The sequence below is a fragment of the Streptococcus anginosus subsp. whileyi MAS624 genome (assembly GCF_000478925.1).
In the GTDB taxonomy this organism is placed as follows: domain Bacteria; phylum Bacillota; class Bacilli; order Lactobacillales; family Streptococcaceae; genus Streptococcus; species Streptococcus whileyi.
Genome location: NZ_AP013072.1, coordinates 1,544,140 through 1,569,036, shown reverse-complemented (window position 1 = coordinate 1,569,036; position 24,897 = coordinate 1,544,140). Strand labels below are relative to the sequence as shown.

20 protein-coding genes and 1 pseudogene are annotated in these 24,897 nt (G+C 37.7%); 17 read left to right on the top strand and 4 right to left on the bottom strand.

Translation table 11 applies throughout. The features are described 5' to 3' along the window. The first annotated feature begins 29 nt into the window (after positions 1–29). Positions 30–821 (top strand): DUF2785 domain-containing protein, encoded by a 792-nt coding sequence (locus ANG_RS07905; protein ID WP_003037469.1) that lies wholly within the window; start codon positions 30–32, stop codon positions 819–821. On the opposite strand, the gene ANG_RS07900 is transcribed toward ANG_RS07905, so the two are convergent. Then, complete coding sequence (locus tag ANG_RS07900; RefSeq protein ID WP_003037431.1) at positions 818–1,651, bottom strand: metallophosphoesterase; 834 nt, start codon at positions 1,649–1,651, stop codon at positions 818–820. The genes ANG_RS07905 and ANG_RS07900 overlap by 4 nt on opposite strands. Before the next feature lie 398 nt (positions 1,652–2,049). Here ANG_RS07900 and ANG_RS07895 point away from each other — a divergent pair, with 398 nt between their 5' ends. After that, entirely contained in the window at positions 2,050–3,828 is a 1,779-nt protein-coding gene (locus ANG_RS07895) for a reverse transcriptase/maturase family protein (RefSeq protein WP_003037471.1), read from the top strand. A gap of 107 nt (positions 3,829–3,935) precedes the next feature. Here the strand turns inward: ANG_RS07895 and ANG_RS11495 are convergent. Further along, a pseudogene (locus ANG_RS11495) lies at positions 3,936–4,070 on the bottom strand (phosphoesterase); the annotation flags it as partial. 184 nt (positions 4,071–4,254) lie between these two features. On the opposite strand from ANG_RS11495, the gene ANG_RS07890 reads away from it, so the two are divergent. The 4 genes from ANG_RS07890 to ftsX all read left to right on the top strand — a co-directional run bounded on the left by ANG_RS07890 (position 4,255) and on the right by ftsX (position 8,005). Beyond that, complete coding sequence (locus ANG_RS07890) at positions 4,255–4,926, top strand: Cof-type HAD-IIB family hydrolase (RefSeq protein WP_003037337.1); 672 nt, start codon at positions 4,255–4,257, stop codon at positions 4,924–4,926. Positions 4,927–5,193: 267 nt separating this feature from the next. Continuing rightward, positions 5,194–6,289, top strand: a protein-coding gene (prfB, locus tag ANG_RS07885) for a peptide chain release factor 2 (protein ID WP_100207893.1) whose coding sequence is annotated in 2 segments (ribosomal slippage) — positions 5,194–5,265 and positions 5,267–6,289 — 1,095 coding nt in all. Because the reading frame shifts where the segments join, the coding sequence is not laid out codon by codon here. A 104-nt stretch (positions 6,290–6,393) separates the two neighbouring features. Then, the gene (gene ftsE, locus ANG_RS07880) at positions 6,394–7,086 is read left to right on the top strand and encodes a cell division ATP-binding protein FtsE (protein ID WP_003037501.1); all 693 of its coding nucleotides are present in this window, start codon (positions 6,394–6,396) and stop codon (positions 7,084–7,086) included. Next, a complete protein-coding gene (gene ftsX / locus ANG_RS07875; protein WP_003037328.1) occupies positions 7,079–8,005 on the top strand; it encodes a permease-like cell division protein FtsX in 927 nt (308 codons plus the stop codon). The genes ftsE and ftsX overlap by 8 nt, the downstream gene beginning before the upstream one ends. A gap of 92 nt (positions 8,006–8,097) precedes the next feature. Here ftsX and ANG_RS07870 read toward each other — a convergent pair whose 3' ends face one another. After that, positions 8,098–8,733, bottom strand: a complete 636-nt coding sequence (locus ANG_RS07870) for an MBL fold metallo-hydrolase (RefSeq protein WP_003037238.1) — start codon at positions 8,731–8,733, stop codon at positions 8,098–8,100. Between the two features lie 136 nt (positions 8,734–8,869). Between ANG_RS07870 and ANG_RS07865 the strand changes: the two genes are divergently transcribed. From ANG_RS07865 to ezrA, 7 genes are all read left to right on the top strand, one after another. Then, on the top strand, positions 8,870–11,329 hold the full coding sequence (locus ANG_RS07865) for a bifunctional DnaQ family exonuclease/ATP-dependent helicase (RefSeq protein ID WP_020999523.1): 2,460 nt from the start codon (positions 8,870–8,872) through the stop codon (positions 11,327–11,329). A gap of 120 nt (positions 11,330–11,449) precedes the next feature. Next, positions 11,450–12,430: a YeiH family protein gene (locus tag ANG_RS07860; RefSeq protein WP_003031880.1), complete on the top strand. Its 981-nt coding sequence runs from the start codon at positions 11,450–11,452 to the stop codon at positions 12,428–12,430. A 47-nt stretch (positions 12,431–12,477) separates the two neighbouring features. Continuing rightward, positions 12,478–13,710, top strand: a complete 1,233-nt coding sequence (locus tag ANG_RS07855) for an FtsW/RodA/SpoVE family cell cycle protein (protein ID WP_025271889.1) — start codon at positions 12,478–12,480, stop codon at positions 13,708–13,710. Between the two features lie 12 nt (positions 13,711–13,722). Beyond that, a complete protein-coding gene (locus ANG_RS07850) occupies positions 13,723–14,271 on the top strand; it encodes a DJ-1 family glyoxalase III (protein ID WP_003037293.1) in 549 nt (182 codons plus the stop codon). Positions 14,272–14,399: 128 nt separating this feature from the next. Continuing rightward, positions 14,400–14,963 (top strand): HAD-IA family hydrolase, encoded by a 564-nt coding sequence (locus ANG_RS07845; RefSeq protein ID WP_020999524.1) that lies wholly within the window; start codon positions 14,400–14,402, stop codon positions 14,961–14,963. A 12-nt stretch (positions 14,964–14,975) separates the two neighbouring features. After that, positions 14,976–16,922, top strand: a complete 1,947-nt coding sequence (gene gyrB / locus ANG_RS07840; protein WP_003025329.1) for a DNA topoisomerase (ATP-hydrolyzing) subunit B — start codon at positions 14,976–14,978, stop codon at positions 16,920–16,922. An 87-nt stretch (positions 16,923–17,009) separates the two neighbouring features. Further along, positions 17,010–18,734: a septation ring formation regulator EzrA gene (ezrA, locus tag ANG_RS07835; RefSeq protein ID WP_003037351.1), complete on the top strand. Its 1,725-nt coding sequence runs from the start codon at positions 17,010–17,012 to the stop codon at positions 18,732–18,734. Between the two features lie 220 nt (positions 18,735–18,954). Here ezrA and ANG_RS07830 read toward each other — a convergent pair whose 3' ends face one another. Further along, positions 18,955–19,968, bottom strand: a complete 1,014-nt coding sequence (locus ANG_RS07830; protein ID WP_003037390.1) for a lactonase family protein — start codon at positions 19,966–19,968, stop codon at positions 18,955–18,957. A 351-nt stretch (positions 19,969–20,319) separates the two neighbouring features. Here ANG_RS07830 and ANG_RS07825 point away from each other — a divergent pair, with 351 nt between their 5' ends. From ANG_RS07825 to ANG_RS07810, 4 genes are all read left to right on the top strand, one after another. After that, the gene (locus ANG_RS07825) at positions 20,320–20,976 is read left to right on the top strand and encodes a response regulator transcription factor (protein ID WP_025271887.1); all 657 of its coding nucleotides are present in this window, start codon (positions 20,320–20,322) and stop codon (positions 20,974–20,976) included. Next, positions 20,973–22,349, top strand: a complete 1,377-nt coding sequence (locus tag ANG_RS07820; RefSeq protein WP_003037485.1) for a HAMP domain-containing sensor histidine kinase — start codon at positions 20,973–20,975, stop codon at positions 22,347–22,349. The genes ANG_RS07825 and ANG_RS07820 overlap by 4 nt, the downstream gene beginning before the upstream one ends. 149 nt (positions 22,350–22,498) lie before the next feature. Further along, positions 22,499–23,677, top strand: coding sequence for an AI-2E family transporter (locus ANG_RS07815; RefSeq protein ID WP_025271886.1), 1,179 nt, complete (start codon positions 22,499–22,501; stop codon positions 23,675–23,677). Beyond that, positions 23,664–24,893, top strand: a complete 1,230-nt coding sequence (locus ANG_RS07810) for a tetratricopeptide repeat protein (RefSeq protein WP_025271885.1) — start codon at positions 23,664–23,666, stop codon at positions 24,891–24,893. Before ANG_RS07815 ends, ANG_RS07810 begins: the two co-directional genes overlap by 14 nt. The last annotated feature ends 4 nt before the right edge of the window (positions 24,894–24,897 follow it).

Sequence of the window (24,897 nt, the reverse complement as noted above, 5' to 3'; positions counted from 1 at the left end):
TTCTAATAATCTAATTGAAAAGGAAAGATATGGAAAAAATACTAAAAGAAAAATTAGCACAGGATATGCCAATTTATCAACAAGAAGAAGTCCTTTGGATGTTAGATCATGTTGGTCATCCGAATTATAAAATACGAGATGACTTAATCTTTGTTTCTCTAGCCAGAGCCATACAAGAACAGTTATTTACAAAGGACCAGTTTGATTTTGTAGTGGTTGAAGCTCTTAAACGACAGGGACTTTTGTATAAAAAGGAAGAAGTTGGTCAGGCTACTCTGATTCGATCTTTTACGGCTTTATTATTCGCTAATTTGCTAAATGCAGATGCTAAGAAAAATTCACTTTATTTTAAAAGACTTTCTAGTTATCAAAGAATGGCTCTATTTGAACAAGGTCTGTCTTATTTATTGTATGAAAATGATAGTACTGGTTATTCTGAAGAATATGGTTGGGTGCATGCCTTTGCTCATGGTGCAGATCTTTTAGTTGAGATTATCTGTCATCCAGATTTTCCTATAACACGAGTAAATGAAGTTCTTCAAGTACTAGAAAAGATTTTTAAAAGAGTGAATTGGCGCTTTATCAGCGATGAGGACTGGCGTTTGGCACGGGTCATCTATCAGGCTATTTTAAATGAGAGACTCTCACAAACCAGAGTTGCAGCTTGGTTAACTTCACTTGACTTTCCACTAGAAAATTCAACAGACTTCTTACAATTTTCTAATGCTCGTTCGTGCTTGTTAGAAGTCTATCTTCGGTTAGACAAAGAAAAAGATCTCTCAGACGAGCTAAGAGAAGCTATTCAGTTGTTTTCGTACTAAATATCAAAAATGATAAGGGCATCTTCTAGTTCTTTTTGGAGGTGCTTTTTCTTATATGATTGGAAAAGAGATAAATCTTTTACTGCATTATAGCGTTTGTGGAGGCGGTACATTTGAGGGATTTTGTATTGAGGATAATCTTCGAAAAATTGCTGGGTCAACTGCCATTCGCGGATGTAGCCAAGAGGTCTTGTATGATAGCAAACGCCGTCAATCATTCGAGCGGAGTGGCGGTGGTGAAGATGACCAAAGACAACATCTTTCACACCATATTTGACAAAGAGATTATGAAAGGCTTGACTGCCCAGAAAAGCATTAAAGCGCTGAAAATAAGGGTGATTGTAAAGAAAATCTTTGTGAGGAACAAAATGCATAGCTAGGATAATAGGACCATTCAGAGAAGCCAAAATTCTCTCAAGTTGTTCTAGGGTCTGTTGAGTGAGTATAGGGTCATCAGTGTTGTGGTTCAATCGTCTATCAAACCAGAAAAATTGCTTGGTTCGTTTGTGTTCTTCAGGTGTTTTTTCGGGAACGAAGCCATAGTCATACCAACCTGCTAGGCTAATAAACTGAGTCTGTCCAAATGATTGTACATTGAAATTGTGCTGTTGAATGTCGTCTTCAGTCATTCCTAGCATGTCATGGTTGCCTAAATTGTAAGAAACGGAGAAGGATTTTTTGAGCTTTTGTAAAAAAGGCAAACTAATATGCTCAAAGTCGTGCGCTATTAAGCGTAAAAATGTATCTCCCTCGCAGAGGGATATTATTGAAAGTAAATAATAGGAACAACTAGCTAACCTAGCGGGGAACCCCAAAGGGGACAATAGCATGTTAGTAAAGCGGATAAGGAGTGAGTTACAATGCTTTGATGCGCCGCAAGTTCCGTAACCTATGGTTAAGGCTAAACTGCTTGAACCTCAATTCTGACTAGGTGCAAAGCATCGCCCATCGGAAAGTAACTGAAACCGATGTTACTGTATATTCGTTGTTGTGATTTTGGACGAATAACTTTCTACAGTAAAAGAGCATACGATAAGTATGAATAAAGGAATGAGTGAGGAACCTAAGGGTTACTAGAACGTACATTTTTAACGAATAGCAGGATTGCCTAAGAGGGGAGACCCTTATGGTAACGGAGTCACCGTAGTAGTCCGAGCAAGGGAAATCCTTGTACATGGCGAAGGGTGACAGGTAATTTCGATTAGTTAGAAAGAATTAGGTGCGTGAGATGCGTACAGCCAAAACTATTTTAACGGTCATTCATGAACGTGGAAAACAAGATAAACCACTCGAAAGGGTTTATAAGTTACTATTTAATCGTGAACTGTATCTGATAGCCTATGCAAAGTTATACCCGAATAATGGAGCAATGACAAAGGGTGTTACAGAGGAAACGATTGATGGTATGTCTATTCAAAAAATAGATATGATTATTGAACAATTAAGACAAGAAACCTATTACTGGAGACCAGCTAGGAGAGAGTACATTCCTAAAAAGAATGGAAAACACCGTCCTTTGGGAATACCAGTATGGAGCGATAAACTTCTTCAGGAAGTGATTCGCATGATATTAGAAGCCTATTATGAGCCACAATTTAGTGAACATTCTCATGGTTTTAGACCAAAAAGAGGGTGTCATACAGCTTTACAAGAAATTCAGACTTGGCAAGGGACACATTGGTTCATAGAAGGAGATATCTCTAGTTATTTTGACACGATTGACCACTGTGTGTTAATCACCATGTTGTCTAAACAAATTCAAGATGGTCGGTTTATTAGGCTTATAAAAAATATGCTTGAGGCAGGATATCTTGATGATTGGAAGTTTCGAAAGACTATTAGCGGAACACCGCAAGGTGGAGTTATTAGTCCTTTATTAGCCAATATTTATTTACATCAATTTGATAAGTGGGTCGGTGAAGAGTTGATACCTCAATATACAAGAGGGAAAAAACAGAAAGCAAATTCAGCCTATAATCGTTTGAGTAGAAAAATTAAATTCTACCAAGACAAAGGAGAATATAAAAAAGCTCATCAAATAATTGTTGAGAGAAGAAATATCCCTTCAGTTGATACTTATGATACCAATTATCGGAGATTAAGATATGTTCGGTATGCGGATGACTTTATTCTAGGATTTACAGGTTCGAAAGCAGAGGCAAAGGATATAAAGAAGCAAATTGGAGACTTTTTAAACATTAAGTTACATTTAGAACTTTCTCAAGAAAAGACTTTGATTACTCATGCGACTGAAGAATCAGCGAAATTTCTGGGATATGAGATAAAAGCACAACGTGTCAATGATTATATTGATAACAAAGGAAGACGAAGTGCCAATGGTGTTATAGCATTATTTGTACCTGTATCGGTTATTGAAAGCAAATGTCGCCAATACATGAAAAATGGTAAAGCTATTCATCGTAATAACTTATTGCATGACGATGACTTTAGTATCGTTCAAACTTACCAACAAGAATATAGAGGGCTAGTTCAATACTATATATTGGCACAAAATTTGTCATGGTTCTCAAAAGTCTATTGGTATATGGAAACATCACTCCTTAAAACATTAGCATTTAAGCATAAGTCATCCATTAATAAAATGTTAGCTAAATATAAAACTACTACAACTAGTACGAATGGCCGAACTGTGCCGTGTTTACAGGTAGTTGTGCCTCGTGAGAATAAACCTCCTCTAGTTGCAACGTGGGGTGGCGTTTCACTTTCTTATAAAAGGAAAGCTGTAATAGAAGATACTCCATATCAAGTTTATGGTGGTCGAACAGAGCTTATCAAGCAATTACTCGCAAATAAGTGTGAGCTATGTGGCAGTAAGGAGAACATAGAGGTGCATCATATCAGAAAATTAGCAGACTTGAATAAACACAATGGAAAAATAGTTCCAAAGTGGAAAGAAATCATGTCAGCAAGATGTCGGAAAACGCTAGTGACTTGTCGGGATTGTCACCATGCGATACATAATGGTTCAATAAATACACGTTTATGAAATGAAATTGCTGGGGAGCCGGATGATGCGAAAGTATCACGTCCGGTTCGGTGGGGGGATAATGGAAAAGGGGTCGCAATGACTACCTCGCTAGTATCCTACCCTACATTAGATAGATCCCCTGCAAAGTGAATGTGGTCAACTTTTTTCTTTTTTAGTAAATCAATCAAAATGGTGATGTCTTCATTGGTAAATTGGTTTGAATCTAGGTGAAGATCACTCATAAATGCTAAATTTGTTATGTTCCTAGTGTAGCATATTTGAGGCAAAATGAAAGAAATAAATTTTTCGTCAAAAATCATAGGAAAGTTTAAGTCTTTTGGTGTAAAATAGAAGCAAGAGGAGGTCTACGAATGATAAAATTAGTAGCATTTGACATGGACGGTACATTTCTGCACTCAGACAATACCTACGATGTGAAGCGCTTTGAGAAAATTTATCGAGCATTGCTTGCAAGAAAAAGATATAAAAGTAGTCGTCATTTCAGGCAATCAGTATGCCCAACTGGCTTCATTTTTTCCAAAATATCAGGATGAGTTAATTATTGTTTCAGAAAATGGAGCACTAATTTTTGAAGGCGAGAAGTTATTGCGAGAAGAAAAAATCGCTAGAACAGAGATTGAAAAGGTTTTAGACGTGCTTGTGTTAGAAGGATTAGAAAATGCGACAACTCTTTGCGGGCTTCATTCTGCTTATTTGATCAAGTCAGCACCCAAACAGTACAAAGAAGAAATTGCAATTTATTACCATGCATTGAAAGAAATCTCTAATTTTCAGGATTTACCAGAAGATGATTTTGTCAAGTTAGCTTTATTGGTGCCAGAAGAAAAAACAGATCAACTCCTTGAAAAGCTAAATCAAGTTACTGGTCAACTCGTTCAGGCAGTTTCAAGTGGACATGGTTCGATTGATATCATCCAAAGAGGTGTTCATAAAGGCTCTGCTCTTGAATTCCTTAGTCAGCATTTTGGTATTGCACCACAGGAGATGATGGCTTTTGGGGACGGTGGAAATGACCTAGAAATGCTAGCTTATGTGGGTCACAGCTATGCGATGGCAAATGCTTCTGAAAAGGTCAAGAAAATAGCAAAGTATTAAGCACCAAGCAATCAAGAATCAGGCGTTTTAGAAATTCTCGAGCGAAAGGTTGTAAAGAAGGGACTATCATGAATATCATTTTGACGTATCTAACTTCTTAATATTTTTCTTCAGACAGCAACTTATCTAACAATCGTGTAACAAAGAACGAAATTTCTTGATAAGGACTTAGAAATTTTATACAATAACTATTATTGGATTTTGTCAGAAATTAGGAAAAAATACTGATTTGTGATATAATAAAACGATATGTGAAAAGAGGTAGATATGGATATTTCAGAAATTCGTCAAAAAATTGACGCAAATCGTGAAAAATTAGCTTCTTTCAGGGGGTCTCTTTGACTTAGACGGTCTGGAAGAGGAAATTGCTATCTTAGAAAATAAGATGACAGAGCCTGACTTTTGGGATGATAATATAGCAGCGCAAAAGACATCTCAAGAATTAAACGAACTTAAGCAAACCTATGATAACTTCCAGCAAATGACTGATTTATTTGACGAATCAGAGATTTTGCTTGATTTTCTAGCGGAGGATGATTCTGTACAGGAAGAGTTGGAAGAAAAATTAGCAGAGTTGGAAACAAAAATGACCAGCTATGAAATGACACTCCTCTTGTCGGAACCTTATGATAATAACAATGCTATCCTTGAAATTCATCCAGGCTCTGGTGGAACAGAAGCTCAAGACTGGGGGGATATGTTGCTGCGGATGTATACACGCTTTGGCAATGCTCATAGTTTCAAGGTTGAAGTATTGGACTATCAAGCGGGAGATGAAGCGGGAATTAAGTCTGTTACCTTGTCTTTTGAGGGCCCTCATGCCTATGGTTTGTTGAAGTCTGAAATGGGAGTTCATCGCTTGGTGCGCATTTCGCCATTTGACTCAGCTAAGCGTCGTCACACTTCTTTTACTTCAGTGGAAGTCATGCCGGAGTTGGATGACACGATTGAAATTGAGGTGCGAGACGAAGACATCAAGATGGACACTTTCCGTTCCGGTGGTGCTGGTGGGCAAAATGTCAACAAAGTTTCAACCGGTGTTCGTTTAACCCACATACCAACGGGAATTGTGACACAATCCACTGTTGACCGCACACAATATGGAAACCGTGATCGGGCAATGAAATTGCTTCAAGCGAAACTCTACCAAATGGAGCAAGAAAAGAAAGCAGCTGAAGTGGATTCCTTAAAGGGAGACAAAAAAGAAATTTCTTGGGGAAGCCAAATCCGCTCTTATGTCTTTACTCCTTACACGATGGTCAAAGATCATCGGACAGGCTTTGAAGTCGCACAGGTTGACAAAGTCATGGACGGAGATATTGATGGCTTCATCGATGCCTACTTGAAATGGCGGTTAAACTAAACATTAAATTTACGAGAGTGGTGCAGACAATTGTAATTGCAATGCAATCATAGTTTCCTCTCCCACTCCCTCAACTATCTTACGAAAGGAACTCTTAACAATAAATGTCAATTATTGAAATGAGAGATGTTGTCAAAAAATATGACAACGGGACAACAGCCCTGCGTGGTGTGTCCATTGAAGTAGAGCCAGGAGAATTCACTTATATTGTAGGTCCTTCTGGAGCAGGGAAATCAACTTTTATTCGATTATTGTATCGTGAAGTGAAAGTTGATAAGGGAAGTCTGCAAGTTGCTGGCTTTAATCTTGCTAAGATTAAAAAACGCGATATTCCAATGTTGCGTCGTAATGTTGGCGTCGTTTTCCAAGACTATAAGTTGCTACCCAAAAAGACAGTCTATGAAAATATCGCCTACGCTATGGAAGTTATTGGAGAACGCCGTCGGAATATCAAAAAGTGCGTTATGGAAGTGTTGGATTTGGTTGGTTTAAAACACAAAGTCCGTTCATTTCCAAATGAACTCTCAGGAGGAGAGCAGCAGCGAATTGCCATTGCTCGTGCGATTGTGAACAATCCTAAAGTTTTGATTGCCGATGAGCCGACAGGAAATTTGGACCCAGATAATTCGTGGGAAATCATGAATCTACTGGAGCGAATTAACCTGCAAGGGACGACTGTTCTGATGGCGACCCACAATAGCCAAATTGTAAATACTTTGCGTCACCGCGTTATTGCCATCGAAAATGGTCGTGTGGTGCGTGATGAAGCAAAAGGAGAGTACGGATACGATGAATAGTAGATTTTTAAGTCACCTGCTTGAATCGCTCAAAAGTTTGAAGCGAAATGGTTGGATGACAGTTGCTGCAGTCAGCTCCGTGATGATTACACTAGGGTTAGTCGCAATCTTTGTGTCAGTCATTTTAAACACGGCGAAGCTAGCAACAGATATTGAAAATAATGTGCGGGTTATGGTCTATATGCGACCAGATACAGCGGACAATGAAGAGACTATTACAAAAGAAGGTCAAACAGTCAAAAATGAGGACTACCATAAGGTATATGATGCCCTCAACAAAATGTCAAATGTGAAATCAGTAACATTTTCTAGCAAGCAAGAACAATTAAAGAAACTAACAGAAGTCATGGGTAAAGATTGGAAACTCTTTGAAGGAGATGCCAATCCCCTGCATGACGCTTATATTGTTGATACAACCGACCCCAAATACGTCACGTCTGTCGCAAACAATGCGAAGAAAGTGGAAGGGGTTTCTGAAGTAGAATACGGTGGAGCCAATACAAAACGTATTTTTGCGTTAGCTAATTTTATTCGTACATGGGGAATTGTAGGAGCGCTCCTCTTAGTCTTTATTGCTGTTTTCTTGATTTCAAATACTATTCGGATTACGATTATTTCACGTAGTCGTGAAATTCAAATTATGCGTCTGGTGGGAGCAAAAAACAGTTACATTCGAGGTCCGTTCTTGTTAGAAGGAGCTTGGATCGGCTTGCTTGGAGCAGTTGTTCCAGCTGGCTTGGTCTATTTTATTTACGAAATGGCCTACAAGTCATTTAATCCATCTCTTGCTAGTCAAAATCTTTCAATGATTGTACCAAAAACCTTTATTCCATTGATGATTTCCTTCCTTTTTGTAGTAGGAATTATCATCGGAGCATTTGGCTCGGTTCTCTCAATGAGACGATTCTTGAAAATTTAAAAAAGAAGTGATAATAAAAACCCTATTGAACCCTGACCCGAAAGTTAGACAGAAAAATCTAACTTTTGAGATGCAGTTCATTTAGGGCTTTTTTAATGCAAAAATGGATTAAACATTTTTTCATGGACAATGGTGGTTTGAGGACCATGACCAGGGTAAACATCATAATCAGGCAAGGTCAGCAACTCGTTTTTGATGCTAGAAATGAGTTGTTCTATATTTCCAGTATAGAGGTCCGTTCGACCAATTGATTCGCAGAATAAAGCATCGCCAGTTAAAACAAAGTGCTCGTTAGGAAAGATGATTGAAACACTACCGATTGAATGTCCTGATGTTGGTACGACATAAAAATAAAAATCATCTAGACTGTAAGGACTATGATAGTCAAAAAAGACATCGGCAGGCTGGAGAATGATGTTATCCATATCTTGGTGGCGAGCTAGTCCAGATAGATTATACTCCGGAGTGTAAAGCCAAGTTGCTTCACTTTCAGCGACATAGACAGGTGGATGTCCAAAATGTTGACGAACTAAATCAACACTCATAATATGATCGTAATGAGTATGGGTCAGCAAAATAGCTGTAATTGGTTTATTGATTTCTTGGATTTTTGCTGCAATTTTATCCCAGTCACTACCCGGATCAACTACGATGAGGTGATGCTCATTTTCTAAATAATAAGTATTTTCGTATGCTTGAGCGTTTAAAGTTTTATGAATTGTTATCATGAGAACTCCTTTCACTTCATAGTTTAGCAAAAAATATGAAAAATGACATAAAAGAAATATCAAGCTATTTATCAAGGAAAAATAAGGCATAAAACGTGATACGAAATAGTTGGATTTATGGTATAATTTTTCTAATATGATACAAGAAAAAAGAAAATATGCTGTGGTGGATTTAGAGGCAACGAGTGCCAGCAGCAACGCCAAGATTATTCAAGTCGGGATTGTGCTGATTGAAAATGGTCAGATTGTCAAAACTTATGAAACCGATGTGAATCCTCATGAGAAGCTGGATTCTCATATTTGCCAATTAACAGGATTGACAGATAAGCGATTGAGAAGGGCGCCAGACTTTTCTCAAGTAGCTCGTGAGATTTATGAGTTGATTGAGGATGCCATTTTTGTGGCTCATAATGTGAAATTTGATGCTAATTTATTGGCAGAAGCCCTCTTTTGGGAAGGATTTGAATTAGTGACTCCGAGGGTAGATACAGTAGAGCTTGCGCAAGTCTTTTTCCCAACGTTTGAAAAATACAATCTAGGAATATTATGTGAACAGTTAGACATTCCTTTGAAACATGCGCATACAGCACTTGCAGATGCCTCAGCAACGGCTACATTATTTTTAAAAATACAAGAAAAAATCCAAAAACTTCCAAAAGAGTTAGTGGAATATTTGTTAACGTTTTCGAATAGTTTGATTTATGAATCACGCTTAGCAATAGAAGATGCTTTTAACCAAATGTCGGACATAACTTGCCACGATTTGATAAAGCGGCAGGGAATTTTTCTTAGAAAAAGTAAAAAGATTAAAAAAGCAAGGAAATTATCCCAAAATTTCCAACACAATATCAATTTGTTGGATTTAGAGGAACGAAAAGAACAAGATAACTTTGCACATGATGTGGAACAGGCTTTAAAAAGTCAGCAACCAAGTTTTTTACAAGCTCAGACAGGGTTAGGAAAGACCTATGGTTACTTGCTTCCTGCTTTGGCTCAAACGAGCAAGCAAATTTTGGCAACGGTTCCTACGAAAGTGTTGCAAGATCAGATTGTGGCAAATGAAGGACAAAAGTTAGAAGAAATCTTTCATGTTTCTGTTCATAGCTTGAAAAGCCCTGCTAATTATTTAAAGCTTGACTTCTTTTATGACAGTTTGCAGCAGGTAGATGACAATCGTTTGGTCAATCGTTGCAAAATGTTACTTTTAGTTTGGCTCACAGAAACAGAATCTGGTGATTTGGATGAAATTGGTCAACGGCATCGCTATCAGACCTATTTTCAACAGGTGCTTCATGATGGGAAAATGAGCAAAAAATCCCTCTTTTATGGTGCAGATTTTTGGCAAAAAGGTCAAGAAAAGTCCAAACGCAGTCGTGTATTAGTGACCAATCATGCTTATTTTTTGACGCGGCTAGAAGATGATAAATCTATAGTGGAGAATCGACTTTTGATTGTAGATGAAGCTCAGAAGTTGTTTTTAGCTTTGGAAAATCTCTCTCGAAAATCCCTCAATATGACAAAATGCTTGCAGCAGATTCAATCAGAACTTGAAACAACAGATACCATTTTGCAACGTCGGTTAATAGAGGACATTCAATTTGAATTGACTCATGCGATGGAACAATTCCAACGTTACAAGAAAAATGAGCTAACGAAAGAAACCTGTTCCAAACTCCGACAAGATTTATCAGAGTTAGATCAAAGCTCTCTTGCTGACTTACGCACTATTTTTGCCACAAAATATGACCAGTTCTGGTTAAAAGAAGAGCAGTTTGAGGATTATCGAGTGACGATGTTGGAAGCCGCTTGCCTAGAAGTGCTAGATTTTCGAGCCTTGCTACCCGAAGAAGTTCAAGTCTTGTTCGTTTCGGCTACACTGGAAATCAGCAAAAAAGTGCATTTGGCTCATTTACTTGGTTTTGAACATGCACCATTTTATCAGTTGCCACAAAAGCAGAAATATCAGCAGAAAATATGGCTGGATAAGAATTTTCCAAATGTTGTAGAGTTAGATATAGATATTTATGCAGATTTGATTGTTAAATGGGTACATAAGTTGGCTACTCAAGGGGCTCCTCTCCTCGTTTTGTTTACATCAAAATCGTTACTACTGGCTGTTTCAGAACGCTTGCGTCTTCCTCATTTAGCCCAGTATAAGAATGGTGAAGCAGCTAATATTAAACGACGTTTTGATAGAGGGGAAACGAGTATTTTACTAGGGGCTGGTAGTTTTTGGGAGGGAACGGATTTCTCCAGTCAGGAGCAAATGATTGAAGTCATTACACGGATTCCATTTGACAATCCGAGCGATTTCTTTACGCAAAAACTCAACCGCAAATTGCGGCAAGAAGGTAAGAATCCTTTTTATGATTATAGTTTACCTGTTGCGATTTTACGCCTAAAACAGGCTTTGGGACGTACAATTCGACATCAAGAGCAGCAGTCAGCAGTCGTCATTTTAGACAATCGCATGTTAACCAAACGTTACGGACGCCAAATTCAGACGGCCTTGGAAAAAATTGCTCCAATATCCGTCACAAGTATGAAAAAAATTCCAAAAGAGATGGAGCAATTTTTGAAGAAGGAAACGATGTAACTTCAATTTATTAATGACTCAGTTCAAAGTAAACTGAGTTTTTTTGTTAAAAATACTAATTTTCTCCGCTGCTAGTTTTAAATTTTGTTATAATAGAAACACAAAGAAAGAAGGTTCAATATGTATCAAAAATATCTTCCAGGGATTGGTTTTGCTTTTGTATTAGCAGCAGTAGCAACCGTCTTGGGAAATTTCTTTCCCTTGATTGGCTCCAGCGTTTTTGCCATTCTTTTGGGAATTTTAGCCAATAATCTTTTTCATATAAAAAAGACTTATCATGCTGGTTTAGCTTATTCAGGTAAGAAATTACTGCAATATTCCATTATTTTGCTGGGGTTCAGCATGTCCATTGGTCGGGTTTCTGCTACAGGCATCTCCTCTTTAAAAATTAGCATTTTAACTATACTGATTGCTTTTATTTCAGCTTATGTGGTAGGACGTCTGTTGGGAATGGGCAAAGTTCTAACCACTTTAATTGGATTTGGAACGGCTATTTGTGGTGGTTCTGCCATTGCAGCAGCTTCACCGATTTTAGAAGCAAAAGATGAAGACATCGCTTTATCTATTTCAACAATTTTCTTCTTTAACATTTTAGCAGTTTTTATTTTCCCATTTTTAGGGCATCTGATGCATATGAATAATGCAACTTTTGGAACTTGGGCAGGAACCGCTATCAATGATACATCATCTGTTGTAGCAGCAGGATACACTTACAGTCAGTCGGCGGGAGATTTGGCAACGATTGTAAAACTAAGTCGTGCTTTAATGATTGTACCAGCTTGTCTCATCTTTGCAGGAGTCCGATATGTACGCTCACAAAGCAGTCATCAAAAAGTCAATTTAAAGAAGATTTTCCCTTGGTTTATTTTGTGGTTTGTTGTGGCGTCTATTGTTACTAGTGTTGGGATTTTTCCAAGTTCGCTCGTTCCTGCAACAAAGTTCTTGTCACAATGGCTTATGGCAATGGCTCTTGCTGGAATTGGTGCAAGGGTATCCTTTGGGCAATTTAGAAAAGCAGGCGCAGCGCCGTTGTTGACAGGAGCATTTGCTTGGTTTGCAGTTGCTGTATCGAGCTTAATTATTCAATACTTTTTCTCATAAAAGTGCTTTAAAAGTGACTGACATTTATTACGTATGTTGGAGGAGATATGCCTTATCAAAAACGCTCGATTGATTCACGAGTGGATTATAGTTTAATATTACCGGTGTTTTGTTTGCTTTTTATTGGTGTTGTAGCCATTTATATCGCTGTTAGTCATGATTATCCAAAAAATGTTTGGCCAATTGTAGGGCAACAGATTGCTTGGATTGCTCTGGGGACAGTTATCAGTTTGATTATTATGCTATTTAATACAAAATTTCTTTGGCAAATAACGCCATACTTATATGTATTTGGCTTATCCCTGATGGTACTTCCGCTTATTTTTTATAGTTCAGAATTAGTTGCTTCGACAGGAGCGAAAAACTGGGTAACTATAGGGCGTGTCACCTTGTTCCAACCGTCTGAATTTATGAAAATTTCTTATATTCTGATGCTGTCACGAGTTGTTGTTAATTTTTTACAGCGTTATAAAGATAGAGAGCGAACGGTTAAATTGGACTTCTTCCTGATTTTTGAGTTAGCCCTTTATACCTTACCCGTTCTGATTTTATTGGCATTGCAGAGTGACCTAGGGACAGCATTAGTCTTTATCGCAATCTTTTCAGGAATTGTCCTCTTATCAGGTGTGTCTTGGAAAATTATTGTACCAGTTGTTTTGACCATTCTGGTTGTAGGCGGTGGCTTTTTACTTATCTTCATTTCAAAAGACGGGCGAGCTTTTTTGCACCAAATTGGGATGCCAACCTATCAGATCAACCGTATTTTGGCTTGGCTGAATCCGTTTGACTACGCTCAAACCACTACTTATCAACAGGCACAAGGTCAAATAGCAATTGGTAGTGGTGGTCTCTGGGGACAAGGGTTTAATGTATCCAATCTATTGGTGCCTGTACGTGAAAGTGATATGATTTTTACTGTCATTGCAGAAGATTTTGGTTTTGTCGGTGCAACGATTGTGATTACCTTGTATTTGCTATTGATTTATCGTATGTTAAAAATTACGCTGAAATCAAATAATCAATTTTACACCTATATTTCTACTGGTTTTATCATGATGTTACTCTTTCATATTTTTGAAAATATCGGAGCAGTGACGGGAATTTTGCCTTTGACAGGGATTCCACTTCCATTTATTTCGCAAGGGGGATCCTCTATCATCAGTAATTTAATCGGGGTTGGGCTCTTGCTTTCTATGAGCTATCAAAATAATCTATCAGATGAAAAACGCTCACATTATCCTACAAGGCGTAAAAAAGTAGTATTAAAACAATTAAAATAAAGGAGAAGAAGTATGACAAAAGTAGCTGTTATGTTAGCCAATGGCTTTGAAGAAATTGAAGCATTGACGGTTGTGGATGTTCTTCGCCGTGCAGGAATCCTATGTGACATGATTGGCTTTGAAAAAGCGGTAACAGGTTCTCACGGTATCGCAGTTCAAGCAGATAAAGTTTGGGCTGGAAAGTTAGATGATTATGAATTGGTGATACTGCCGGGAGGAATGCCTGGTGCGACAAATTTGCGAGATGATGATCGTTTGATGTCAGCTCTACAAAAGATGCAAGAAGAAGGCAAGTGGATAGCTGCTATTTGCGCAGCACCGATTGCACTCAATCGTGCAGGTATTTTAAAGGACAAACAGTTTACCTGTTACGATGGTATCGAGTCAGATATTGATTCTGGCATTTATATCAAGCAAACCGTCGTTGTTGACGGGAAAGTGATTACTAGCCGAGGACCTGCAACTGCTCTAGCTTTTGCTTATGAGTTGGTTCATCAGTTAGGCGGAGACAGTGAGCAGCTTGCAACGGCGATGCTTTACAATGATGTTTACGGTGATTGATTGTCTATGATACTAAAACTTATTTGGAATGATCCAAGTAAGTTTTTTTATGAAAATTCATGTCTAAAATAGGCTTTCCTATCTGTTTTAACAGCAATTTTTTACAAAAATATGTTATAATAAAAAGTATGGATTATCAAGATTATATTTGGGATTTAGGGGGGACTCTCCTCAATAATTACGAGACGTCAACGGCTGCATTTGTAGAAACGTTAGCTGGTTTTGGGATTCAAGCTAATCATGATGATGTTTATAAAGCGCTGAAGATTTCCACTCCCTATGCAGTTACTCAATTTGCGCCTAACATTCCTGCATTTTTACAAACTTATAAAGTGAATGAAGCAAGAGAGTTAGCTCATCCAGTATTATTTGAAGGTGCTGCAGATTTGCTCAAGAATATCGTTGCACAAGGAGGGCGTAATTTTCTGATTTCTCATCGGAATGATCAGGTTTTAGAGATTCTTGATAAAACGGGGATTTCAGGTTACTTTACAGAAGTGGTGACTTCTAATCGTGGTTTTAAGAGAAAGCCAAATCCTGAGTCAATGCTTTATTTAAAAGATAAGTATCAGATTGAGAATGGGTTAGTCATCGGAGATCGTTCAATTGACACAGAAGCGGGTCAATCAGCTGGCTTTGCAACTTATCTCTTTGATGATATGGAAAATCTCAAGAAATTTATAAAAATATAGAAAAGGAATCGTATGTCAGAAGAAAATAAAGAACTGCAAGCACAAGATTATGATGCCAGTCAAATTCAGGTTTTAGAAGGTTTGGAAGCTGTCCGAATGCGTCCAGGGATGTATATTGGCTCAACTTCAAAAGAAGGACTGCATCATCTTGTTTGGGAAATTGTAGATAACTCAATTGATGAGGCGCTAGCTGGTTTTGCAACACATATTCAAGTATTTATTGAGAAAGACAATTCGATTACCGTTGTTGATGACGGTCGTGGAATCCCTGTAGATATTCAAGAAAAAACAGGTCGTCCTGCGGTAGAAACTGTCTTTACCATTCTTCATGCTGGAGGAAAATTCGGCGGTGGCGGGTACAAGGTATCTGGAGGATTGCATGGTGTCGGATCTTCCGTGGTTAATGCTCTTTCTACTCAACTTGATGTTCGGGTTTACAAGAATGGTCAGATTCATTTCCAAGAATATCGTCGCGGACATGTAGTTGCAGATTTAGAAATCATCGGCGAGACTGATCGCACAGGGACAACTGTTCATTTTACACCAGACCCAGAAATCTTCACAGAAACGGTTGAATTTGATTTTGAAAAATTAAATAAACGGGTGCAAGAACTAGCATTTTTGAATCGTGGTCTGCGAATTTCTATTACGGATAAACGGGAAGGTTTGGAGCAAACAAAAGATTACCATTATGAAGGTGGGATTGCCAGCTACGTCCAGTATATCAATGAAAATAAAGATGTTATCTTTGAAAATCCAATTTATACAGACGGAGAAATGGATGATATTACTGTTGAAGTAGCTATGCAGTATACAACAGGCTATCACGAAACTGTCATGAGTTTTGCTAACAACATCCACACTCATGAAGGCGGGACGCATGAACAAGGTTTTCGTACAGCGCTCACACGTGTCATCAATGACTATGCCAAGAAAAATAAACTTCTGAAAGAAAATGAAGACAACCTGACTGGTGAAGATGTCCGTGAAGGATTGACAGCGGTCATCTCTGTCAAACACCCTAATCCTCAATTTGAAGGACAAACAAAGACGAAGCTTGGAAATAGCGAAGTTGTTAAAATAACCAATCGTCTCTTTAGCGAAGCTTTTTCAGATTTCCTTTTGGAAAATCCTGCGGTTGCTAAGAAAATTGTTGAAAAGGGAATTTTGGCATCTAAAGCTCGGATTGCAGCCAAGCGTGCACGTGAAGTGACCCGCAAGAAATCAGGTCTTGAAATTTCAAATCTACCTGGTAAATTGGCAGACTGCTCTTCTAATGATCCACACGAAACAGAATTGTTCATCGTGGAAGGAGATTCGGCAGGTGGTTCAGCCAAGTCTGGTCGAAATCGGGAGTTTCAGGCTATTTTGCCAATTCGTGGTAAGATTTTAAATGTTGAAAAAGCCAGCATGGATAAAATTTTAGCCAATGAAGAAATTCGTAGTCTCTTTACCGCAATGGGAACAGGCTTTGGAGCGGATTTTGATGTGAGCAAGGCTCGCTATCAAAAATTAGTCATTATGACCGATGCCGATGTTGATGGTGCGCATATCCGAACCCTTCTTTTGACATTGATTTATCGTTATATGAAGCCTGTTTTAGAAGCGGGCTATGTCTATATTGCTCAACCGCCTATTTATGGTGTGAAAGTCGGCAGTGAAGTGAAAGAATACATCCAGCCCGGAGCCAATCAAGAAGAAGAGCTACAGTTGGCATTGGAGCGTTATTCTGAAGGGCGTTCTAAACCAAGTATTCAACGTTACAAAGGCTTGGGAGAAATGGACGACCACCAACTTTGGGAAACAACGATGAACCCAGAACATCGCTTAATGGCGCGTGTCTCAGTAGATGATGCAGCAGAAGCGGACAAGATTTTTGATATGCTAATGGGGGACCGTGTAGAACCTCGTCGTGAATTTATCGAAGAGAACGCCGTATATAGTACATTGGACGTTTAAAAAAATCTGAAAAAATTCACATTTACCAAGAAAATTATGATATAATAATCATGATTATTTTCAAGTAATATTTTGAAGGAGTTTTACATGTCTAACGGACTAATCATACTAATCATAGTGATAGCAGTTCTCTTGATTGTTGCTTACATAACTGCTGTCTTATTAAGAAAAAGAAATGATACTTTACTTGCTAAGTTAGAAGATCGCAAAGAAGAACTTTATAATCTTCCTGTAAATGATGAAGTAGAAGCGGTTAAAAACATGCATTTGATTGGACAAAGTCAAGTGGCTTTTCGTGAATGGAATCAAAAATGGGTTGACCTTTCTTTAAATTCTTTTGCAGACATTGAAAACAACCTTTTTGAAACGGAAAGTTACAATAATTCGTTTCGGTTTCTAAAAGCAAAGCATGGTATTGATAAAATTGAGAGCCAAATTGACTTGATTGAAGAAGATATTACTGCTATTCGCAATGCACTTGCTGAATTAGAAAAGCAAGAATCTAAAAATAGTGGTCGTGTCTTGCATGCTTTGGATTTATTTGAAAAGTTGCAAGTGTCTGTGGCAAATGATACAGAAAGTTATGGCTCAGCACTTCCTGAGATTGAAAAACAATTAGAGAAAATTCAATCTGAATTCTCTCAATTTGTAACCTTGAATTCATCGGGAGACCCTGTTGAAGCAGCAGAAATTTTAGATAAAACAGAAGATCATATCCTTGCTTTAACGCATATTGTGGAAAAAATCCCAGAGCTTGTATCAGAATTAGATCAAAAGTTACCAGAACAGTTGGAAGATTTGGAGTCTGGTCATCGCAAATTACTGGAATCCGGTTATCACTTTATTGAAACTGATATTGAATCTCGCTTCCAACAGCTGCATACTAGTTTGAAACGTAACAGTGAAAACATTGCTAGTTTGGAATTAGACAATGCACAATATGAAAATACGCAAATCCAAGAAGAAATGGATGCTTTATATGACATGTTTAACCGTGAAATCAAGTCACATAAAGTAGTTGTCAAATTAGTCAATAGTTTACCAGGTTATTTAGGTCATACAAAAGAAAACAATCAAAATCTTTTGACAGAGATTGCCCGCCTTTCAAAATTGTATCTCTTGACAGAAAGCGATACAAATCATGTTCGCCGACTTCAAAGTGAACTTTCTAGTTTAGATGATGTTGTTTTAGAAGCGATTGAAGATTCTTCAGAAAGAAAACAAGCTTATTCTGTTCTTCAAGAAAATCTTGAAACTATTCAAAAACGAGTGAAAGAAATTGAAGATGAGCAGTTAGTGTTGAGTGAAAAATTGGCTAAAATTGAAAAAGATGATGCCAATGCTCGACAAAAAGTTAATATTTATATCAACAAATTGCACACGATTAAGCGTTATATGGAAAAACGCAATTTGCCGGGTATTCCACGGAGCTTCCTGACCACTTTCTTTACTGCAAGTGATAACACAGAAGCTTTAGTAGCAGAATTGGAACAATATCGTGTCAATATCGAATCAGTAAACCGTATGCTAGAGATTTTGACAAATGATATGAATGAACTGGAAAATGAGACTTATCGGATTGTTGAAAATGCTACTTTGACAGAGCAATTGTTACAATATTCAAATCGCTATCGTTCATTTGATGAAGGAGTTCAAACTGCCTTCAACCGTGCACTAGAGATTTTTGAAAATGACTTTGATTATCAAGCATCGTTTGAGGAGATCTCGCAAGCATTGGATGTAGTAGAACCCGGTGTAACCAATCGTTTTGTTACATCGTATGAAAAAACACGAGAAAATATCCGATTTTAAACTAAAACAATAAAGAGACAAGGCTTCATTCCCTTGCCTCTTTTTATTATGTTCTTTTCGTCAGTATCATGATGTTCGGTGTAAAATTGGAGACTAAAGCAGACAATCATGCTCCCTAATACAATTACTTGCAAACGAATAGAATCTGGGAAGATGACATATAAGACAACAAAAAATCCCAACCATAGGCGATTGGGATTAGTCTCTTAAGAAGAGCCGATTAATGAGTAAAAGCAACACAAACACCTTCTGGAACAAAGAAATCATGTGATAATTCTGTTAATTTTCCTGTTTCTGGATCACGTTTGAAGACAGTCGCATTGTCTGAGTCTTGATGAGCTGCGATGATATACTGTTGATCTGGTGTAATATTAAAATCACGTGGATTTTTTCCATTAGTTGGTACGAATTCTACAAGTTCAAGTGTTCCGTCTCCTGCTACTTTGTAAATAGCGATTGAATTATGCCCGCGATTGGACCCGTAAAGGAAGCGACCGTCAGCAGATAAGCGAATAGCAGCTGTTCCATTAAATTCTGAAAAGTTTTCTGGTAAAGTGGAGATGGTTTGCAGGCGTTCAAATTGACCATCACCATCATAAATTAAAACTTCAATAGTAGAGTTTAATTCACAAATAAGATAAGCAATTTTGTAGTGAGGGTGGAACACAATATGACGTGGGCCAGCGCCGGGTGTCGCATGATAAGTCTCTAATCGATTTAGGCGTCCATAATCACTAATTTCATATGTCACAACTTCATCAGTTCCTAAATCACACGTAACCAGATACTTATCGGGTGTTAAATCTGCAAAATGCACATGAGCAGCAGCTTGGTTTTCATGAGGACCGTAGCCGATATGAACATCAGAATCAACTAATTTAAGGCTACCATTTTCTTGTCGTCTATAAACTAATACTTGTCCTTTATGGTAGTTTGCCCCGTAGACAAGGCTTCTTGCTTCATCTACACTCACATAGCATAGAGGAGCACCTTCGGCCACAACGTGATTGAGCAACTGCCCGGCTTTATTAAAGGCTGCAATGCCTCCTTCGCCGTGTTCAGTTCCGACAGAATACAGGTTCTGTTGCTTGTCAAAAGCTAAATAAGTAGGATTTGGCTCTTTTGCAATAAGTGTTAAATTTGCCAGTTCTCCTGTGTTAGTATCAAAATCAGCTTTGTAAATTCCTTCTGAGCTACGACGTGTATAAGTTCCAAAATAAACTGTTTGTGTCATCATTCACCTCGAAATATTTGATACTTTTATTATAACACAAAAATAGATGAAATGGTTTTCACAAATGAAAGCCGCTATCAGTTTTATGATGAAAAAATAGATAAAAAATAGATTCGAGATAGGATGGGAACAGATAACTTTGATACAATAAAAATAGATTTGCGGGTGGTTGTGCTAACAATTATGGTTGTCTGTTTGACTTCTGAAAAATGTTTAGATTTTTGGAAGAAAGTTTTTATCCTGCATCACGGTTCAATCTTTGTAAGTTCACTATTTTGTTGTATAATAAAAGTAATCTTTACATTGATTAGCAGTCATTTAATTTTAAATCTATATTTTAAGGAGTAAGAAATGCATAAGATTTTAGTAGTAGAAGATGACACTACGATTAATCAAGTGATTTGTGAATTTTTGAAAGAAAATCATTATGAGGTGACACCGGTTTTTGACGGGGCAGAAGCCTTACGTGAATTTGAGGAAAAATCGTTTGACCTCATCATTTTGGACGTTATGTTGCCCTCTATGAGCGGTATGGATGTGTTGAAGGAAATCCGGAAGACGTCGCAGGTACCAGTTATGATGTTAACTGCACTAGATGATGAATATACTCAGCTGGTCAGCTTTAATCACCTTATCAGTGATTATGTTACCAAACCATTTTCGCCACTTATTTTGATGAAACGCATTGAAAATATTTTCCGGAGTACTGTGACAGAATCAGAGATTGTCGTTGGAGACTTACGTGTTTCAATTGACGATTGTACAGTTTATTGGCAAGAAGAGAAAATGTCTCCTACTAAAAAAGAATATGAAATTATCCAAGCTTTAGCTAAAAGAAAAAATCATTTGGTGACTCGGGATCAATTGATGAATACAATTTGGGGTTATAGCGAACTGGATAGTCGTGTATTGGACAATCATGTGAAGAATATTCGCAAAAAAATTCCAGGAATTCCTCTTAAAACCATTACTGGTATGGGTTATCAACTTGGAGGAGAAGAAGAGTGAGAATTGCTAAAAAGCATTTTCTTTTGACAGGAACAATAATTTTTATTGTCGTGACAACGGTTTTAACAACACTCTATTTTGTGATGCCTGTTTATTATGAGCAAGTCAAGCATCGAGAAGCTAAAAGTGAGTTCTTTCAGATTGCTCAGCAAGTTCAAGGAAAACCGTCAGATGATATAGGAAAGCTTTTAAGTGACTACAATCGAAAGAATACACGCGTCTGGTTTAGTATATTAGATGCGAAAGGAAAACTTATTTATCCACATATTGATTTAGCTAATGAAAAGGGAGAATTCCAATTAACAATTTTACCTTCTGACAGGAGGTTGAATAATCAAACTAAAAGTATGAGCAAGAAGATAAGAACGGCAGAAGGAACCACATTGACCTTACGTGGGGAATATTCGCTCCAACCAATATCGGATGCTACTCACGTGTTGTTAAGTCTTTATCCTTATATCTTATTCTTTTCGTTAACGTTAGGTGGTATAGTGGCTTTTCTTTATAGTCGATTTGCAACCAAACGCATTAAAGAAATTTCAGAAAGTACGCGTAAGATGGCAACTCTTTCTCCAGATGTAATTTGTCCCGTCAAAGGTCATGATGAAATTTCTAATCTTGCTCAAGATATTAACACTCTTTATCAAAATCTGTTGATGAGTATTGAAGCTTTGCGATTGGAAAATGAAAAAGTGGCTGAAAGCGAGCGGGAGAAAGCAGAATTTCTACGGATGACTTCTCATGAGCTGAAAACGCCGATTACCAGCATGATGGGAATTGTGGATGGTATGATTTATGGTGTTGGTGACTTCAAAGATAAAGATAAATACCTACATAAATGTCGTGAAATTTTGGAAGAGCAATCAAAACTTGTACAGTCTATCTTGGCAATTTCGAAAATTGAAATGCGAATAGAAGCGGAAGAGGAAGAATTTTCACTTAATCAGCTCTTGGAGGAAAACTTGAGCAGCTATAAAATGTTAGCTGATGTGAAAGGCTACCAATTTACTGTACAGTTAGAAGAGCTTCAAGTGCATGGCAACAAGACTTATTTGCTGAAAGCTATTAAAAATTTACTAGATAATGCTTTCCATTATACAGTAGTCGACGGAGAGATTCTTTTAATGATTAAAGATAATCAGTTAATCATTGAAAATGATGCGGAACATGTGTTGGATGAACAGCAAATCCAGCAAATATTTCAGCCATTTTATCGTCCGGATTACAGTCGTAACCGCAAAGATGGTGGAACAGGGCTGGGACTCTTTATCGTGCAACAGATTTTGGAAAATCATCATTTGCGCTATCGCTTTGAAGCTGTTGATGACAAACGAATGCGGTTTACAATTTTTTTCTCAGATAAAGAAAGCTAAAAGTGGGAATCCGTTCATGAATTGAATGGATGACCGCTTTTTGTGTTTGACTCGAGCGCAAGAAGGAAATTCATAAAGGACTACCCTTTCTTCAAGAATTTTTTAGTGAAAAATGCTACAATGAGATAAATAAATAAAAGGATGTCTGTATGGAACACAAAAAGAAGGATTTCAGCCTATCATGGTTTTTTCGGTGGTTTTTAGACAATAAGGCAATCACTGTTTTTTTGGTAACCTTATTGTTGGGGTTGAATATTTTTGTATTAAGCAAAATTAGTTTTATTTTTATTTCTGTTCTAGAATTTATCGGAGTTATCATGCTGCCGGTGATTTTAGCAGGGCTTTTGTATTATCTCTTAAATCCAATTGTAGATTTTATGGAGAAACATAAGATCAATCGTTTGGTCGCGATTACGATTGTCTTTATCTTAATTGCTTTGCTCTTGATTTGGGGATTGGCTGTGGCAATTCCAAGTTTGCAGCATCAGATAGTTAGCTTTGCAAAGAATTTACCAGCTAATTTGCAAAAGTCGAATAAAATCATTCAGGATTTTTTGGAAAGTCGAATTTCTGATGATGTCAAGCCTCAATTAGAAGAGATTGTGAATAATTTTTCAGTTCAAGTGACATCTTGGGCAAGTAATTTCTCATCGAAAGCAGTGAATTGGGTAAGCACATTGATTAGTACGGCTTCGCAAGTGATTGTAGCCATTATCATCATGCCTTTTATCCTTTTTTATCTTTTGCGAGATGGAAAAAACTTAAAATCTTATTTGACAAAATTCATGCCAACTAAGTTTCGTGAACCAGTCGGACAAATTTTGACAGATGTCAATACGCAGCTTGCCAATTACGTTCGTGGGCAAGTAACTGTAGCTATTATCGTAGCGATAATGTTCATCATTTTCTTTAAAGTAATCGGGCTTCGCTATGCAGTGACACTTGGGGTGACGGCAGGGATTTTAAATTTGATTCCTTATTTGGGAAGTTTTTTAGCTATGCTGCCGGCTCTTGTTCTGGGTTTAATTGCTGGTCCAATTATGCTCTTGAAAGTCATTGTGGTCTTTATTGTAGAGCAAACGATTGAAGGGCGGTTTGTGTCGCCATTGATTCTCGGTAGCCAATTGAACATTCATCCAATCAATGTTCTTTTTATCCTCTTGACAGCTGGTTCTATGTTTGGTATCTGGGGCGTTTTGCTGGGAATTCCCGTTTATGCGTCTGTAAAAGTTGTGATTGCTGCTATTTTTAAATGGTATAAGAAAGTCAGCGGCTTGTATGAAGAAGAATTCGTAGATGAGACAGGAGAAGAAATTGAACAACAGTGAGAAAATGGTTGCTTCTTTGCAAAAGCAGGATTTGGCGCATGCCAATAAATATTTTGAAAGAGCTCTAACAAATGATACAGAAGAAGAATTATTTGAATTAGCCGACTACTTAGAAAGTATCGGCTTTTTCCCTCAAGCGAAGCGAATTTATGAAAAATTAGCTCCTTACTATCCAGAAGCTTATATTAGTTTGGCGCAGATTGCTAGTGAAGACGGACAAGTGGAAGAAGCGTTTGCCTCTCTGGAAGAAATTACTTCCGATAGTGACTGGTATGTGACAGCACTCTTGGTCAAAGCTGATCTCTATCAAATGGAAGGCTTGCCAGATGTTGCAAGGGAAAAACTAGCCGAGGCAAAGCAATTGTCTGATGAACCGTTAGTGACTTTTGGCATGGCTGAAATAGATTTTGAATTGGGAAATTTTAATCAAGCCATTAAGGAATACGCTAGCTTAGACAATCGCATGATTTATGAGCAGACGGGTGTTTCTACTTATCAGCGGATTGGCGTTTCCTATGCAAGTTTGGGGAAATTTGAAGTGGCGATTGAATTTTTGGAAAAAGCTTTAGAGATTGAATACGATGATGCTGTAGCCTTTGAATTAGCGACTATTTTATATGACCAGAAAGAATATCAAAAAGCTAATCTATACTTTAAGCAAATTGATACGATTTCACCGGAGTTTGAAGGTTATGAGTATGGTTATGCTTTGTCGCTTCATGCAGAACATCAGACAGAAGAAGCATTACGCCTTACGCAGCAGGGTTTGTCGAAAAATCCATTTGATACGCGTCTTTTGTTGCTAGCTTCGCAGCTTTCTTATGAACTTCATGATGAGCAAAAGGCAGAAGATTACCTTTTGAAAGCAAAAGATAATGCGGAAGACTTGGAAGAAATTGAATTACGTTTGTCTAATCTTTACTTAGAGCAAGAGCGTTTTGATGAAGTTTTGAAATTTGAGGAGCAAGACATGGACAATGTACTGACTAAGTGGAATATTGCGCGTGCCTATCAGGCTTTGGAACAGACAACAGCATCTTTGGAGCGCTATCGACTGTTGCTCTCGGATTTAAAGGAAAATCCAGAATTTTTAGAGCAATATATCTATCTACTTCGTGAAATGGGGGATTTTGAAGAAGCAAAACACCAAGCAGAGCATTATCTTCACTTGGTTCCAGATGATGTGGAGATGCAGGAATTGTACGATAGTTTGTAAAAAG

Coding starts and splice junctions, on each gene's coding strand:
- ANG_RS07905 (WP_003037469.1), top strand. CDS start 30: ATGGAAAAAATACTAAAAGAAAAATTAGCACAGGATATGCCAATTTAT.
- ANG_RS07900 (WP_003037431.1), bottom strand. CDS start 1,651: ATGCTATTGTCCCCTTTGGGGTTCCCCGCTAGGTTAGCTAGTTGTTCC.
- ANG_RS07895 (WP_003037471.1), top strand. CDS start 2,050: ATGCGTACAGCCAAAACTATTTTAACGGTCATTCATGAACGTGGAAAA.
- ftsE (WP_003037501.1), top strand. CDS start 6,394: ATGTCAATTATTGAAATGAGAGATGTTGTCAAAAAATATGACAACGGG.
- ftsX (WP_003037328.1), top strand. CDS start 7,079: ATGAATAGTAGATTTTTAAGTCACCTGCTTGAATCGCTCAAAAGTTTG.
- ANG_RS07870 (WP_003037238.1), bottom strand. CDS start 8,733: ATGATAACAATTCATAAAACTTTAAACGCTCAAGCATACGAAAATACT.
- ANG_RS07865 (WP_020999523.1), top strand. CDS start 8,870: ATGATACAAGAAAAAAGAAAATATGCTGTGGTGGATTTAGAGGCAACG.
- ANG_RS07860 (WP_003031880.1), top strand. CDS start 11,450: ATGTATCAAAAATATCTTCCAGGGATTGGTTTTGCTTTTGTATTAGCA.
- ANG_RS07855 (WP_025271889.1), top strand. CDS start 12,478: ATGCCTTATCAAAAACGCTCGATTGATTCACGAGTGGATTATAGTTTA.
- ANG_RS07850 (WP_003037293.1), top strand. CDS start 13,723: ATGACAAAAGTAGCTGTTATGTTAGCCAATGGCTTTGAAGAAATTGAA.
- ANG_RS07845 (WP_020999524.1), top strand. CDS start 14,400: ATGGATTATCAAGATTATATTTGGGATTTAGGGGGGACTCTCCTCAAT.
- gyrB (WP_003025329.1), top strand. CDS start 14,976: ATGTCAGAAGAAAATAAAGAACTGCAAGCACAAGATTATGATGCCAGT.
- ezrA (WP_003037351.1), top strand. CDS start 17,010: ATGTCTAACGGACTAATCATACTAATCATAGTGATAGCAGTTCTCTTG.
- ANG_RS07830 (WP_003037390.1), bottom strand. CDS start 19,968: ATGACACAAACAGTTTATTTTGGAACTTATACACGTCGTAGCTCAGAA.
- ANG_RS07825 (WP_025271887.1), top strand. CDS start 20,320: ATGCATAAGATTTTAGTAGTAGAAGATGACACTACGATTAATCAAGTG.
- ANG_RS07815 (WP_025271886.1), top strand. CDS start 22,499: ATGGAACACAAAAAGAAGGATTTCAGCCTATCATGGTTTTTTCGGTGG.